The sequence below is a fragment of the Kiloniella majae genome (assembly GCF_002118315.1).
In the GTDB taxonomy this organism is placed as follows: domain Bacteria; phylum Pseudomonadota; class Alphaproteobacteria; order Kiloniellales; family Kiloniellaceae; genus Kiloniella; species Kiloniella majae.
Window position 1 is genome coordinate 174369 of record NZ_MTSZ01000004.1, and the last position, 14086, is coordinate 188454.

Annotated in this window: 15 protein-coding genes; 6 read left to right on the forward strand and 9 right to left on the reverse strand. The window is 45.2% G+C overall.

All coding sequences use genetic code 11. The features are described 5' to 3' along the window. Positions 1-198: 198 nt before the first annotated feature. Positions 199-756: a CDP-diacylglycerol--glycerol-3-phosphate 3-phosphatidyltransferase gene (gene pgsA / locus BKB51_RS13655; protein ID WP_085901648.1), complete on the reverse strand. Its 558-nt coding sequence runs from the start codon at positions 754-756 to the stop codon at positions 199-201. 209 nt (positions 757-965) lie between these two features. Between pgsA and BKB51_RS13660 the strand changes: the two genes are divergently transcribed. Continuing rightward, positions 966-1616, forward strand: a complete 651-nt coding sequence (locus BKB51_RS13660) for a DUF2062 domain-containing protein (protein WP_085901649.1) — start codon at positions 966-968, stop codon at positions 1614-1616. A gap of 178 nt (positions 1617-1794) precedes the next feature. Here BKB51_RS13660 and BKB51_RS13665 read toward each other — a convergent pair whose 3' ends face one another. After that, a complete protein-coding gene (locus BKB51_RS13665) occupies positions 1795-2049 on the reverse strand; it encodes a DUF1344 domain-containing protein (RefSeq protein ID WP_085901650.1) in 255 nt (84 codons plus the stop codon). A gap of 304 nt (positions 2050-2353) precedes the next feature. Between BKB51_RS13665 and BKB51_RS13670 the strand changes: the two genes are divergently transcribed. From BKB51_RS13670 to BKB51_RS13680, 3 genes are all read left to right on the forward strand, one after another. Continuing rightward, positions 2354-2779 carry a GFA family protein gene (locus BKB51_RS13670; protein ID WP_085901651.1) on the forward strand — a complete coding sequence of 142 codons (426 nt, stop codon included), beginning with the start codon at positions 2354-2356 and terminating at the stop codon, positions 2777-2779. Positions 2780-2781: 2 nt separating this feature from the next. Next, positions 2782-3477 (forward strand): DUF2461 domain-containing protein, encoded by a 696-nt coding sequence (locus tag BKB51_RS13675; protein WP_085901652.1) that lies wholly within the window; start codon positions 2782-2784, stop codon positions 3475-3477. Between the two features lie 544 nt (positions 3478-4021). Beyond that, positions 4022-4822, forward strand: coding sequence for a DUF5677 domain-containing protein (locus BKB51_RS13680; protein ID WP_085901653.1), 801 nt, complete (start codon positions 4022-4024; stop codon positions 4820-4822). An 18-nt stretch (positions 4823-4840) separates the two neighbouring features. Here BKB51_RS13680 and BKB51_RS13685 read toward each other — a convergent pair whose 3' ends face one another. From BKB51_RS13685 to BKB51_RS13705, 5 genes are all read right to left on the reverse strand, one after another. Beyond that, positions 4841-5299 (reverse strand): phosphatase domain-containing protein, encoded by a 459-nt coding sequence (locus BKB51_RS13685; protein ID WP_085901654.1) that lies wholly within the window; start codon positions 5297-5299, stop codon positions 4841-4843. Beyond that, a complete protein-coding gene (locus BKB51_RS13690; RefSeq protein ID WP_085901655.1) occupies positions 5292-6230 on the reverse strand; it encodes a response regulator in 939 nt (312 codons plus the stop codon). Before BKB51_RS13690 ends, BKB51_RS13685 begins: the two co-directional genes overlap by 8 nt. Then, positions 6227-8734, reverse strand: coding sequence for a sensor histidine kinase (locus BKB51_RS13695; RefSeq protein ID WP_085901656.1), 2508 nt, complete (start codon positions 8732-8734; stop codon positions 6227-6229). Before BKB51_RS13695 ends, BKB51_RS13690 begins: the two co-directional genes overlap by 4 nt. Next, on the reverse strand, positions 8731-9981 hold the full coding sequence (locus tag BKB51_RS13700; RefSeq protein WP_198946743.1) for a DNA cytosine methyltransferase: 1251 nt from the start codon (positions 9979-9981) through the stop codon (positions 8731-8733). The genes BKB51_RS13695 and BKB51_RS13700 overlap by 4 nt, the downstream gene beginning before the upstream one ends. Before the next feature lie 567 nt (positions 9982-10548). Continuing rightward, positions 10549-10914 (reverse strand): winged helix-turn-helix transcriptional regulator, encoded by a 366-nt coding sequence (locus BKB51_RS13705; RefSeq protein WP_085901658.1) that lies wholly within the window; start codon positions 10912-10914, stop codon positions 10549-10551. 213 nt (positions 10915-11127) lie between these two features. Between BKB51_RS13705 and BKB51_RS13710 the strand changes: the two genes are divergently transcribed. Beyond that, entirely contained in the window at positions 11128-12072 is a 945-nt protein-coding gene (locus BKB51_RS13710; protein WP_085901659.1) for an SDR family oxidoreductase, read from the forward strand. 33 nt (positions 12073-12105) lie between these two features. Here BKB51_RS13710 and BKB51_RS13715 read toward each other — a convergent pair whose 3' ends face one another. Both BKB51_RS13715 and BKB51_RS13720 read right to left on the reverse strand, forming a co-directional pair. Then, the gene (locus tag BKB51_RS13715) at positions 12106-12678 is read right to left on the reverse strand and encodes a histidine phosphatase family protein (RefSeq protein ID WP_085901660.1); all 573 of its coding nucleotides are present in this window, start codon (positions 12676-12678) and stop codon (positions 12106-12108) included. A gap of 25 nt (positions 12679-12703) precedes the next feature. Further along, the gene (locus BKB51_RS13720) at positions 12704-13018 is read right to left on the reverse strand and encodes an antibiotic biosynthesis monooxygenase family protein (RefSeq protein ID WP_085901661.1); all 315 of its coding nucleotides are present in this window, start codon (positions 13016-13018) and stop codon (positions 12704-12706) included. A 105-nt stretch (positions 13019-13123) separates the two neighbouring features. On the opposite strand from BKB51_RS13720, the gene BKB51_RS13725 reads away from it, so the two are divergent. Continuing rightward, complete coding sequence (locus tag BKB51_RS13725; RefSeq protein WP_085901662.1) at positions 13124-14020, forward strand: LysR substrate-binding domain-containing protein; 897 nt, start codon at positions 13124-13126, stop codon at positions 14018-14020. Positions 14021-14086 lie beyond the last annotated feature (66 nt).

A 14086-nucleotide genomic window follows, 5' to 3' on the forward strand; every position in this document is an offset into this window, starting at 1 on the left:
CGGGCTGATTATGCAAATATAATTGTTTAGTCCAACTTTTCGTAAGACGTAAAGAAAGAAGGGTCGAATAATCTTCACCCATGATCAGATGCCTCATAAAACGGTGAGGACAAGATTGAAATCGGTGAAGATTAACAAGGCCAAAACCTTCAAACAGATATCTAACCGTTCAAGTAGATAGTAGGAACTGGGAAGTGCTTAGTTGGCTTCCCGCATGGATTTGATATAGCCCAGCGCGTAGTCAATACCGGACCATGCTGTCACAGCTGTTGCGATTGCCAATAGCCAGAATGAGACTTGTACCGTATCCATATACTGGCTGAAAAATCCACTTAGAGCATAGAGGCCGACTGTCCAAACCTGTGCACAGGCCTGAACGATGGCTTTGATCTTGCCGCTGGATCTTGCGGCCATGGTAAAGCCCTGTTGCTGGGCAAAGATTCGCAGGTAAGAAACAACGATGTCCCGGGTGATGATGATGGCAACGAACCAGACAGGAATCCAGCCGATCCCCAAGAAGCCGATAAAGACCATGGCGCGATAGAGACTGTCACTCATGGGATCAATAATCATGCCCAGTTTGGTGACCTGTCCATAGCGACGGGCGATATGACCGTCTGCCATGTCTGAAATCTCTGCAATCATCATGACGACGATAGCCGCAAGTAAATATGATTGTGTTCCCTGTAGGAGAAGATAAATGACGACAAAGCCTGCGCCACTTCTAAACACACTAAGCCAATTGGGAAGATTCATGCCGTTGCTGCCCTTTGCATGAGATAGTTTCAAGGTCCTCTGGTTTCCGCTATCTCGTGAAAGGCGGATTTTTGTCCGTGGACTATAGATAATTTTGGTTTATAACAGTCGCTAAGAGCGGTCACAAGGACGATAAAAAAAAGATCGCCAAAAACAGTACCAAAAGCGTTACCAAAAAGCGTTAATAGAGGGCGTTTGTAAAAGTCTAAATGAGATTCTGGTTCAAGAAGAAAATTCACGCCCGTAATAAGAAGGAAACCATTGCCGGTTTGCTTCGTCTTCTCTATTTCCGTCTCGTTATTCCTGTTTTGCGGTCGGTTGATCAGCCTGAAATCGTTGCGCGTGGTGTCATGATGGGGCTGGCCCTTGGGATGACACCGACCGTAGGTATTCAGCTTTATAGTGTTTTTATTGCCTGGTGGTTTTGCCGCTACGTTATCAAATGGCAATTCAGCCTGATTATTGCCATGGCGTGGTCCTGGCTTTCTAACCCCATCACCATGATCCCGCTTTATTATCTGTACTATATCACGGGTCGATTAATGCTGCTGGATTTTGATGGCGAACAGGATTTTGAGAGCTTTTCACGGATGATGGGGGAGCATTTGACACTGGACGGGGGCATTTGGGAAACGGTGGTTGAGGTTACCCACTTTATGCTTGAGCAGGTTGGAACTTCAATTTTGGTCGGGTTCCTGCCCTATAGTCTGGGTCTTGGTGCCTTGGGGTATTGGGTGTCTTTTAAGCTGGCAACACGCTATGCCGAAGCCAGAAAAAGGCGACTTGCCGGGTCCAGAGAGAAGCTCAAGAATCCCGACGAAGAGAACCCTGATATAGAGAACCGGGACATAGAGAACTAGTTTCCCAAGCAATAATAAATTCTGAAATGAATAAACCAGCCCGGAAATAAATAAACCGACCCGGAAATGAATAAGCCGACCCGGAAATGAATAAACCGATAAGAGCGAATGGGGTTTGGTTTCGCTGACTTATCGGCCTATTCAAGTAACTAAGTGTGCTTGGTTAACAAGCTGTTATTTAAGAAGCTGGCGCAATGTTGGTAACCAGGTTTTTACCTTCTTTTTCATCATAAGTCAGAACAACTTCTGTACCAGGCTCCAGGCCTTCTACTGTCAGGCCGTTAACAAGCTCCATCACAGTACCGTTTTCAAGGATAATTGTGTTTGTTGCCGGGTCCGCAGTCATAACGCGACCTGTCATTTCGGCTGCACTTGCGATTGATGCAGATGCGATAAGACCAAGAGCGATAACACTTGAAAGTAATTTTTTCATTGTCTGTTCCTTTGTTGACAAATTGAGTGTGTCGATAAGCAAAAGTTAAGTTGTCGCCGGGCATTTGAGAAGGAACAAGAAGAAGACAAAGTTGGGTGCATCTTTCGAGCATTCCTGTGTCAGAAAAAAGGTAAGTGTCTGAAATATGGCAATTATCTGTGTTAGCGATCATGATTTCTTATGAAAGAAGGCAGAAGGGTGACATTTTGTCTGTTGCTTGCCATAATTTAGTAACTTTTATTATGCAAGTTACTAAGCCTTAATTAGAAACAATGATCACAAAATATAATTACTGGAGACAGAAATGACTGAAATAATCGAAGGAGGATGCCTATGCGGGCAAGTTCGATATCAGGCGAGTTGTACAAAGCCGCTTGTTAAAGTGAATTGCCATTGTCGCGATTGCCAAAAATTAAGCGGTAGCCCTTATGTTGCTGTGATGGGCGTGCCGGAAAACAGTTTTTCTGTCACCGGCGATTTGAATTGCTTTGAGCATCAGGGCGGAAGTGGTGGTACGATGAAAAGCTATTGCTGTTCGAAATGTAACAGCCGAATCTATGGGACGCCGGAAATTGCCAAAGGGATGGTTTTGATTGTCGCAATGAGTCTGGATAATCCGGAATTTTATTCAGCTGATGCAGATATGTTTGTTAAACAGGCTGTATCCTGGGATATGATGAACAGTGAAATTCCAAAGTTTGATGGCAGTATGTTTCGACGAGGGGGATAAAAATGAGTACTGACTTTACGGGTTTTCCCAAAGCGGGGTTTGAGTTTCTCGACGATCTAAAAGAAAATAACACCCGGGATTGGTTCGCCGAAAACAAAGCGCGATACCGGGAAACGTTGCAAGATCATCTGCTGGATTTTATTCAGGCAATGGTCGAGCCGCTTGCTGAAATTACCCCTCATTTTGTGGCCGATGCCCGTCGCAATGGCGGGTCGATGTTCAGAATCCACCGTGATGTCAGATTTTCGAAAGACAAGCGGCCCTACAAAGAACATGCGGCGTGTCATTTCCGTCATTCTTTGGGCCGGGATGCCCATGCACCGGGTTTTTATGTTCATCTGGCAACGGATGAGGTGCTGTATGGCGGTGGGATCTGGATGCCGCCAAGTGATGCACTTTATATGATCAGACGCGCAATCGCTGATCGCCCAAAAGAATGGGAAAAGGTTTTATCGGACCCCAAAATACGCGATGTTTTCGGTGAAATCGGCGGCGATGGACTCAAGCGTCCACCAAAAGGTTTTTCAGCAGATGAGCCACATATCAAAGACCTTAAGCGAAAAACCTTTTTCCTCATGCATCGGACAACTCCAAAAGCAGCTCAACGTCCAGAGTTTTTAAGCGAGGTGGTTGAAGGATTTAAAACGGCAGCGCCCCTGATGAGATTTCTGTGTAAGGCCGTTGATGTTCCTTTTTAGATGTACCAATCAGAATGCTTAGGTGTAACGACCTGCAATCATCCATCTCAAACGACAATAAATTGTGACTAATAAATCAGATCATGATTTATAGCTGCTTAGTGCCAAAAGCAGACATTAGCTGAATTTTAAGCGAACGACAGCTCCGAGCCCTTTTAATACCTGCAACATAGCTTTGCGCACTGATATTTCCGGCCCAAAGCTGCCGTTCATTCTAACGACCTATGCGGCAGTGAAGCTTCCCCGAACCAGACAAGAACTGATTAGAGCAGCAACACACGAACAACCGCATGCTGTCGCTACTTGACTACTAGGCAAGACAGTAGAAAGTGAAAAGGCAGGTGACTTAGAAACTAAAGGCACCTCACGGGAAGGCTTAATAAAAACTTCCAAAGTCTGGTTCAATGAGTGATAGATAAGCTGCTGAATGCGGAGTCCGTGCATGACGATTTATTGACCAATCAAGTGATAAAGAGAGAAATGCTTGAAATTTTCGAATGAGTTAAATGAGATCCAAGACGCCACGGTGGCTGGAATTTCAGTTATGCGCGATAGCATTAGCCTTGCCCTCGGTGAACATCTGGATGATCAACCAAAGTTCAAGCGAACCGTATGGGGGCTAGTTCTGTATCAGTCCGAACGAAGTCAGGTAGTTTCTTACTTGGCCAGTTCGAACTTTGTTTGGGATGCAGAGATGATTCTCAGGTCCTTCTACGAAGCCAACGTGAAGATTTGGTACTTGTGCAGCCTTCAAGGGGCGGACCGGGAAGCTGCGGTCGAGGAATTTTGGGGAGCCTTTCTCGATGTGCATGCACACAAACGAAGGGTAAAAGCGGGGTTGGTAAAATCCGTCTCCCAAAATTTACGCCGAGAGTTCCATACAAAGATTTTCAGCGCGTTGGAGGATGACAAGATCAACCAGTTTTATGAGGGTAACAAAAAAGATCGTCGTGACGTTGAACAACGTTGGTCGTTTTCATCCTTGATAAAGAAGCTGGAAACGACACCCAAGAATATCTTGGATTTTTCGAGCATTCGCGCACTTGAACATTCGTTTGGATTACAAAGTCATTTACTGCATGCAGATGTTAGCGCTTTGGATCTTATGCATGACCGCAAAATCCGTTCAGCTGAGGAACTAGAAGCGTTGACTGGTTCCCACGTATGTCGAATTTTTTCTGATCAAATTTCAATCTGGGCGATGACATCGATTGCCGTCTGGTCGGCGACAGGCACCAAGTGCCCGAAGGGGGATGAGATAGCGAGTACTGTCGATAAAGTACACAAACTCATACGCCCGTTTTCAGAAAGATTCGAAGCATCTCAATCTGATTCTTACCAGTGAACCGAATACACGCTGCTACTAAAAATTTCCCACATCGCATTGAAGGCACATGACGCCATTTCGCCGCCACATGTCTACAACTTGTTGTCTGTCGTCCACGACGAACTCGATCAATTTCCCCTCTGAGATTAGGCGATCGTGAATATCTTGTTTTACGCGATGGTCAGCGCGGTAATCTCCATCAGCTCGCATAACAAGGCGACCAAATGGGATTTCATTCCAAATTAGCCAACGTTCTGTAATACTGCGGTATCGCTCGCTTCTCCCAGACGCCAAAATTAATTCATACCGCCCAGCAATCCATAGAGTCATATAGAGGCTAACAACTGGTGCATTTGGCGTATCATCGCCCATCAACTCATTGAATTTGCTCCAATTTGGTGGATCAGCTTCTAGATAAGGCCTGCGATGGTTGATATCAGCTAGAGTTCCATCGACGTCAAAAACAACGACGTTTTTCTCTTGTTCTTTAGTCAAGCTTACCTGCGGCGATCAGATTCAGCAGCTCCTTTAAGGCGTCTTCACACGCAATCATTTCCTGCCTAAGCTTACCAAACTCTGCGTCGCCATAACTGATATTCTCGTGACCCTCAAAAACGACCTTTCCGTCCTTTTCGATTGCACGCGCGTGCCCCAATCTGTTGCGATGGTCTAACAGATCAGAATAGCCCTGAGCAACTTCGCGCTGAGGGCCAACTTCGGGGCATTTTCGTTTAGATCGAGTCACACTATTCAGGACGTTAAATCGTGATTTGGAGGGATATCCATGGCTCGACAAAATCTTTCGAACGTCTTCTTCGGTCTGCATTTTGCCGACGTCTTCGGAAAGCGAAGTTTGCATAGACACCAATTTATCAAGAACTTTTTCACGTATTGCGCTCTTACTATCACCTTGAAGCTGACCCCAGCGGGTGGCAATGGCATCAATTACATGCCGATCGCAATTCGCAACTGATGCCATCGCAAGTCCGCGCATATTGTTAGTGTCCATCACCTTTTTTATCGTCGTTTCGATAACTCTCATGATGTTGGTTGATATGTCTGTGTCTCGGTTAAAGTAGTACACTCCATCTGATGTTCTACTCTTATAGAGAGCGTCGCGTAGCACGTTCATCTTGCTAACCGAATAGAATACTACTTCCGTAAGAACTTTGTGGTCGTGTCTAATTTGACGGATCAACTCGTCACCATTCACGTCTTTCCCACCTGTTTTCTGGAGGTCGAAGTCCATGAGGATGAGATCAATCTTCGGATCTGAAACAAGCTGGGGGAGGTTTTCGCCATTTGCTTGATTATCAACAAACAGTCGAAAACCAAGGTCATCCATTTTCAACTCAAGTATTTCTTGAACAGGCTCCAGCCAATCAGACTTATCCTCAAACCATAGAATTGAATAATCAAGCTTCATTTCGCAAATTCCATTTTGAAAGTAATTTTTCTGTCATCATCTACTACAGCGGATAAATGCCCGCCCAACTCAGCTACTAGTTCCCTAGCATGATTTAATCCGAGCCCTGAGCCATTGGTTGTCGTAACACCTTTTTTGAAAATTTCCTTTGGATCATCAAACTTTTGATGCAATCCAATTCCATTGTCCTCAATTCCTATCAAAATAGTATTTTTCTTAGGGCTAGAAAGTTTGAATTTGATTTTTTTGGCTTCAGCCTTCTTCGAATTATGAACAAGATTATCGATAACGATGAATAGCTCGATTGGCCTGAAGGTAAGTTCAAACGCGGAGGCGTCATTCTCTACAGTCATGTCAATGCCGTCTCCCGTAAAAACGGAGCAAATATTTTCAATGTATTGTGGGATAAACAAAGATAGGTCTGCTGTTGTTTCGTCGCCATCCAGCGTAAAGTTTGCCTTAGTTGAAAAATTCACAATCGACTTAATTTTGTTGTTTGAAAGTTCGACGCGATCGACAAATATTTGCCGATCAGTTTCGAGGAATTTGCCCTTCGAGATCTTAATCCGTGCAAGGTTAATCTGTTGAGTGATGGCGTCTGAATACCCACCTATATGATGTAAGTAATTGACAAGGCTCTGAAAATCGTTTGTATCAAGAGCCGTGAAAAAGCTGACTTTCTTCTCCGCATCCGCCGCCTTTTCTTCGGCAGCTTTGGCTCTTTCTTCAGCATGCTCTCGGCCAGCCCGTTCGTCATTGGCTTGTTGCTCAGCTTGTCTCTTCGCTTTTGCCTCTGCTTCAGCTTTCTCTTCTGCAACCTTTCGTGCTTCTCGTTCAGCTCTTGCTTCAGCCTTGGTTCTTTCTTGTGCTTCAATCAGTTCGGCGTGGCGCCGTTGAGCCACCCCAAGCTGTTCAATGAGGTCAGTGTCCTTGGTTCTTTCAGCAACGTGTTCAAGTGCCTTCATCGCCAGAGAAAAGTCTGAAGATTTCTCATCAAGTATTTTCAAGAATCGTGGAGAATAGCTTACGATCTCGACATCTGGGCTCTTCGTTAGTCCAGAAACAACTTTTATTATCCTTGCCCGTGCAACGTCGGTTTCCATCCCGGCCAAGTCGAGACGACTTGTGTCAAGCTTATCAATCCAATTAACGTTGACGACGTATCTTTCCAATAGACGTATACAGTACTGTATAAAGAACTTTTCAAGCTCCTCGTACTCAGGTGTCCGGATCAACCCCCCGTCACGGCTTGTAACCTCTCGGAACACTGGGCGTCCGTTGCCAACAACATCAATCCTACCAACGACTTCTCTTGTACCTAAATATCGAGAGCGCCCTTGGTTCTTTCTTGTGTCCAGTCCAAACGTATCGACTCTAGGCTCACCTATCGGAAAGACCCTAAATCCTTCATTGAACAGAAAGACGTGACCAAATTGCGTACTTTGCTGCCCCATGAATCTAGTGAAAACCTGCCTCGCAGCAGTGTTCAGGTAGTGAACTTCAACATCCACCGATGTTCCCTTGAGCCCTGGGAAGTCGTTTGGCTGAACAAATTCAACAATTAGTTCGCCTCGGTCATAGAGTCTGCTCCGGACCTTGTTACCATCCTCTATTAGGGATACTTCTACGTTAGTTGTATGCTTTGAAATTTTCTTGAAAACAAAATTCTGGACCTTGCCGTTAACCACATTCATGTAGTGGGTCGGAATATGGTCGATGGCTTCAGTTTCGCTTGAAAAGTGTTCTCCAAGAAAATCTTCTATTATTTTTTGATGCTCTTCAGAGGCAATAACCTTTTTGTCAGCCTCCAGTTCCTTAGACGAATGCAAGTAAACCTGAAGGTCATTCTTTATACCAAACGGGTTAACCAACTTTGCTAAAGAAGCTTTCAAAGAGAGGATTTTCGAACGGGGCCAACTTGATCTAAAACCTGAAATTCTTAGTACCGTACCATGGCGAAATTTGGTCGTCAGAATAGGAGGTAATGGAACAGAATCTTCTTCAGAGCTCTCTACGGGAATACTCTCAAACTCTTTTTCTGAGTTGCCCTCGAAGTTTGCCCAATTCACCTGGATCAGCGAAATCTTACCATTTTGCTGGTCAACTGCTCTTGTATACAGATCCAACTTGGCTCCAAGTCGGTCACATGAGAACCTTCCTATCCCCTTATTTCCAGCAAACCCGCGCCGATGGCGAGTGATGCGGTCCCTAAAGTCATCAGTTAGGTCAGATAAGGCGTTGATTTCACCTTCTTCGCGATCCGTCCGCTTGGCTGAAAAGCCCAGAAAAAGCCACTTCTCTTCAATTTCCTTAGGCGACATTCCTTTCCCATCATCGATGATGAAAATTTCATCTTCTTCGAATAGGATATCAACACGAGAAGCCACTGCATCGAACGAATTTTTGACCAATTCAAATATGGCTACAAAATCGTCAGTGATAAGTTCACGACCAACTATGTCCTTCAGGCCAGTGCTGATTTTGAAATGGAATGGGGGACTCATGTAGGTGATACGCTCTCTTGGCCATGGAGTACTGATAAAACTAGTTTTCCCAGAGCTTCGGCCATTAGAGGCGGAACGGCGTTTCCAACCTGCGTATATCTGGGGCACTCGTCCTTCCGTCTGGCCCCGCCAGTCGTATATTTCCCATGAAACGTAAACCAGTCTGGGAATGATTGAATTCTGGCGCTTTCTCTGACTGTCAGTATCCTTGGCTCACTGTAGTGAAGGAGATCATCAGGAAGCGTCGTTATTGTTTTTGACATTTGGTCAGGATGTAGGGGAGTAAAACACTGCTTCTTCATATTATAGTGGTCCCTAAATTCTTTCGATAGTGTCGAGCCTTTAGGGCATTTTTTTAGTATATCGTTGAAGCGAATAACCGTGTTCGGTCGGTGCCTGGCGAGCCGCAAGCTATTTGGAGTCGATCCATTTCGTGCACCCCTTCGCATCAATTTTTGGAAAGGCGTAGGCGATGTAGGTGGGGTATATCTGATTTCATTGAAGCCAGATGTCTCTTGGCTTTCGGCAACTCCACATACAGCAACTTCGATGTCGGATATTGCTTCTCTGACTGTTATTTCATGCCCGTTTAATCCACAGTTTTTTCTGAATGCTGAAGCGAATTCTTCTAATTCATGAAACGGGTCTTTTGAGTCCCAATCCAGCTTAAGATCGCTGCGAGCGGCAAGTAGGATGAATCTAGGTCTTGGTTGCGGCACACCAAACAAGGAGGCGTTTACTACTTTACTGAATACCTGATACCCACCCCACTCGAAGCCTTCTAATTGCTCCCGGATTTTATCAGCGTGCACATCGCCACCAGCATCATCGAAAGATGAAGAAAAACCTCTCACGTTTTCAAACAGTAGGTATTTAGGTCGGACTATGTCAACAAGCTGAATGTACTCGTCCTTGAGCTTGTTTCTTGGATCCTTGGCGTTTCGTTTCCCTGCAAACGAATAGCCTTGGCATGGGGGTCCACCCGCAATCAGATCAATCTGCCCTCGTAGTTTCGGCAGATAATACCCGTAGTCAGATATCAGCGTTGAAGTCGTCGTTGGTTCTTGAGGGAGCCACTCGGGCCAAGAAAACCGAAGTTTCCTGCGACCGATCAGGTTTGCCTTCAATGTCGCAAACGCATCTTCATTCTTCTCTATTGCAAACACACCGTCCCAGCCTGCTAAGAGCAGGCCAAGTGAAAGACCGCCGCAGCCGGCAAATAGATCTATGAACTTGGGCTTAGTCAAATGTGTTTTCCGTTCAATCGGGCTGTATTATCTAGCGTTGGTGTCGAATGGCCTTTTTGTCAATCTAGTGTAAGAACATACCTCAGGCAACTCATGGTGAAAGGTTCTCAATCATTTTTTGCAGTTAGCACGTATGGCATTTGCAGTTAGCACGTATGGCAACAGACTTCATGGCAATAAAAACAATTCAATTAGACTCAACATGCCTTCAAATTGTTTTTTTCAAAAGCCATCAAAAATATCTGCTTTACGTGGGGGGCTAGCCATACCTTATGCACTTGCAGCGAATAGCTGCTTCCCGCCCAGTTAAGCGATTGGTCGATATTTGAGTTTAGTCACTATGTTCTAAGAATTGTGGTTCCGCCATCTGAACGGTGAGGACCGCTTTGGGTTGGTTGCGGAAGTTCGGTAACAATTCAAACATTATATAAAATTAATTGATGCACAACCTTTGGTGTTATTGCGCTTGTAAATTAATCGGTCGTTTTCTTAACGCTGTAGTCGTTTCAAAAGCCCGATAAGTGCGGTTTGAAGCTCTGATGATTGCGGTTCGTTAAAGCTAGTTGATCAATCGGGAGATTCGTTCTTGGAAGTTCCTTTGTTCAGCGCATCCAATGGTATCTCGGTATTCTCAATATGTTCCAGCCCCCAGGTTGTCACTTCGCGTATGAGCGGGCGGAGACCTTGTCCCTTTTGAGTGAGGTGATATTCATAGCGTGGTGGGTTATCCTGATAGGATGTTTTTTCAATAATACCTGATTGCTCAAGGCGCTTGAGACGATCAGCAAGAATGTTTGTCGATATCTTTTCTGGAGAACTCAAAAATTCTTTGTATTGGCTTTTACCAAAAAACATCAGGTCACGAATGATGAGAAGGGTCCAGCGATCACCCAGAATTTCCAGTGTTTGGGAAATAGGACAGGTTGATCGCATTGGTCGCTTTCTGACGAGAGTTAGATGGCGATTTTAATCGCTGTTGAAGAGAGAAAAATCAGCTCATAGATAGTCTATCATTTTACTGGGTTCAAAATAAAAACAATATCCTCGCCAACAGTTCTAAAAGAATACCTTCGTGCGTCTTTTTGTTTCTTGATTGCCCGGATCAGGAGAGAGATAAGGATACGTCTAATCTAAAGGGAGTTTGAGATGTACCTTGTTGCAGATGCAGGTGGCCCCATTGGACGCGCGGTAACAGAACAGTTAGTTGGACAAGGACAATTGGTTCGGGTTTTAACTGCGGATGCCGCCTGTCGTGATTTATGGCGTGGGCGTGGGGTTGAGGTAAATGAAGGTGACCCCAAACATGCAGCCAGTTGGACAAAGGCACTTTCCGGGGTGCAGACACTCATTGTTATCTTCCCGCCCTTTTTAAGTGAAGAGGGTTTGTTGGGCACTGTGGATGACTATCGATCAGCCTTGATAGATGCGCTTTCTTCCGGTGGTTCTGATTTTCGGGCTGATCATGCGCGAGAGATAAAAATTGTGCTGTTATCAGCTATGGGCGCAGAAAAAAAACTTGGTTGGGCGGATACGCTCGGGCAGTTGGAAAGCGATCTCAAAGACATTTGTGAAGACCTGACGATCATCCGGACTGCTTTTATTATGGAAAATCTGGCGTCCGGGATGGCGATGGCCAAACACCATTCTGTTCTTCCCAGCTTTTTTATTGAGAAACAAAGCTATGCGATGGTGGCACGAAACGATCTTGTCAACATTCTGGTATCGGCAGCTCTTGACCCGCTTGCAGGGTATAGTTTGCTAGAGCTGCATGGGCCAGAAGCCTATAGTCTGGACGATATCGTTGAAGCCGGACGTAATGTTCTGAATAAACATATCGCATCTCTGTCGTTGCCCGAAGATGACTGGCTCCAGATCATGATGGATCAGGGACTGGACGAGAGTGCTGCTGTGTTGTGGCGTGATTATTATAGTCAGATGAATCAGGGAAATATCACAAGTGATCCAAAGGCAACCCCGATTGCCGGGGAAAGCAAGTTATCGGATGCTCTATTTCAGGTTTGGAAGGTGATGCGTCAAAAAGAACGCGCGGCAATCGACCCGGATAAGAAGGTATATGAAGGCTTGGTTTAAAAAGAGTATATAAACCAGGTACAGAGTTTAGATTTATGCGCCGATAAACTCTGTACTCCAACTGTCTTTACCTGAAGTTGGAGGGTGTATGAGAAGCGGGCATGCATTTCCCAAGTCGATGTCATGGGTGATATTTGCTGCCTCTGCGATGGGCCAAAAAACAGCGCGGTGCGCCACGATGAGGGGCACACCGTTGTTGTTCAGAATATCATTTACTACGTTGAGCACCCGGTTCGAGAAACTGAGATAGTTTTCTGCATCTTTGGGTGTTACTCCCTTTCGCCAATTGGCATCGACTTCCGGGTCTGTTTTAAGCTGGCCTTCTAAAGAACCATAATGGCATTCTTGTAGCGCCAATGATTCAAGCAAAGACACTTTGTGGATCTCATTAATGATTTCTGCGGTCTTTTTTGCTCTGCTCAACGTGCTGGTATAGATCGCAGTAATATCTTCGTTCTTTAGAAGGGCCTGTGCCTGATATGCCTGTTGAATGCCTTCGTCGTTAAGCGGGATGTCACGCTGTCCCTGATAACGCTTTTCTTTGTTCCAGTCCGTTAGACCGTGCCTAAGAAAATAGAAGGGTTTTTCAAGTAGCATTTGGGGCATTTATCAATTCTGATCAAAGTATCTGTCAGGAAAAATTTACTAAGCCTGACTCTTGATGGGGTGTCAAAACATCTATCTTCAGGCTGCTCATATCAATAAGAGGGATAAGGTTTTGCAGCGAGTGTTTGCTCGCCATCAAATCGTTTGATTGATGGGCATCTTCTTTGGTGTCCCAATAGTAAATATCCATCCACAAACCGTCATCATCTTTTGAGAGGGACTGATACCTGAATCCGGGTAGTCTTTCGAGGTCGGGAACCATTGCCTGAACGGCATCAATCATCTGTTGGTCCGTTACGTTTGGTGCCGCTTTCCAGCTCACAATCTCAACAACATACATCGTCTTGTCCTTTGGGTTCGTGTAAATGACGAGGCATCATATTGCTTAAATAAACGAGAACAATTACCATAATTGATAAGTGTTTATTCTCATTTTGGAACGAATATGGATTCATTTCAGCGCGCTTTGATTTTTAAAACGGTTGTGGAAAATCATACGATGGCAGCGGCGGCACGCATTATGAACGTCAGCCCGTCGGTTATCAGCAAACGGATCACAGAACTGGAAGCTGCGATGGGGGTGCAGCTGTTAAGGCGAACCACTCGCCGGATAACCTTAACCGAGGCCGGAAGCAATTTTTACCATCGCATGGTTTCTTTGCACGGTCAGTGGCAGACCTTGTTGGATGAAACGCAGGATCTGGGGCAAAATCCGCGGGGTCGTCTTACGCTTGCGGCACCTTCGCCCCTGTTGAATAGGGTCTTGTTGCCGGTTCTGGGATCTTTTTTGAAAAGAAACCCTGACATTGATATTGAATTAAAGTCTGCTGCGTACGAAACCCTGCCTATGGCGGGGGTTGATCTTTCTCTGGCACGGCAGATTGATGATTTTGATTCCATGGCTTATGTGGGGCGGCGGCTCTGTCGCTATTATAATCAGCTTTTTGCCAGCCCGGGTTATCTGGCTGAGAGCAAACCCTTGTCTGAAAGCAATGATCTGAAATCACACGCATGTTTGTTATATGGTGAAAACATAAAGGCGACCACCTGGCACTTTGATTGTGGAAATAAAGCTGATGTTGCCGTTGATGTTTTTGGACGGCTTTCCAGTAACAATACAGAAGCTTTGATTGCGGCGGCTTGTCAGGGGCAGGGTATTGCCTATATTCCGGCATTGATTATTCAAGACGAGATTGAAAGAGGTGATCTGGTGCCGGTTCTGCCAGATTTAAAAAGCAAAATCTTTGAAATGTGGTTCTATTATCAAAAGCTTGATTTTGTGCCGTTGAAGCTGCGTGTGTTGCTTGATTTCTTGAAGGAACAATGGAAAGAGCCAGCTTGATTGAGGCGGCCTAAAACAAAAAAGGCAGCTCCTGCGAAGCTGCCTTTCTGATGTAAACGAAGAATA

Excerpts from the sequence above, each read along its gene's own strand:
- pgsA (WP_085901648.1), bottom strand. The coding sequence starts at position 756 with ATGAATCTTCCCAATTGGCTTAGTGTGTTTAGAAGTGGCGCAGGCTTT.
- BKB51_RS13660 (WP_085901649.1), top strand. The coding sequence starts at position 966 with ATGAGATTCTGGTTCAAGAAGAAAATTCACGCCCGTAATAAGAAGGAA.
- BKB51_RS13665 (WP_085901650.1), bottom strand. The coding sequence starts at position 2,049 with ATGAAAAAATTACTTTCAAGTGTTATCGCTCTTGGTCTTATCGCATCT.
- BKB51_RS13670 (WP_085901651.1), top strand. The coding sequence starts at position 2,354 with ATGACTGAAATAATCGAAGGAGGATGCCTATGCGGGCAAGTTCGATAT.
- BKB51_RS13675 (WP_085901652.1), top strand. The coding sequence starts at position 2,782 with ATGAGTACTGACTTTACGGGTTTTCCCAAAGCGGGGTTTGAGTTTCTC.
- BKB51_RS13680 (WP_085901653.1), top strand. The coding sequence starts at position 4,022 with ATGCGCGATAGCATTAGCCTTGCCCTCGGTGAACATCTGGATGATCAA.
- BKB51_RS13690 (WP_085901655.1), bottom strand. The coding sequence starts at position 6,230 with ATGAAGCTTGATTATTCAATTCTATGGTTTGAGGATAAGTCTGATTGG.
- BKB51_RS13695 (WP_085901656.1), bottom strand. The coding sequence starts at position 8,734 with ATGAGTCCCCCATTCCATTTCAAAATCAGCACTGGCCTGAAGGACATA.
- BKB51_RS13705 (WP_085901658.1), bottom strand. The coding sequence starts at position 10,914 with ATGCGATCAACCTGTCCTATTTCCCAAACACTGGAAATTCTGGGTGAT.
- BKB51_RS13710 (WP_085901659.1), top strand. The coding sequence starts at position 11,128 with ATGTACCTTGTTGCAGATGCAGGTGGCCCCATTGGACGCGCGGTAACA.
- BKB51_RS13715 (WP_085901660.1), bottom strand. The coding sequence starts at position 12,678 with ATGCCCCAAATGCTACTTGAAAAACCCTTCTATTTTCTTAGGCACGGT.
- BKB51_RS13720 (WP_085901661.1), bottom strand. The coding sequence starts at position 13,018 with ATGTATGTTGTTGAGATTGTGAGCTGGAAAGCGGCACCAAACGTAACG.
- BKB51_RS13725 (WP_085901662.1), top strand. The coding sequence starts at position 13,124 with ATGGATTCATTTCAGCGCGCTTTGATTTTTAAAACGGTTGTGGAAAAT.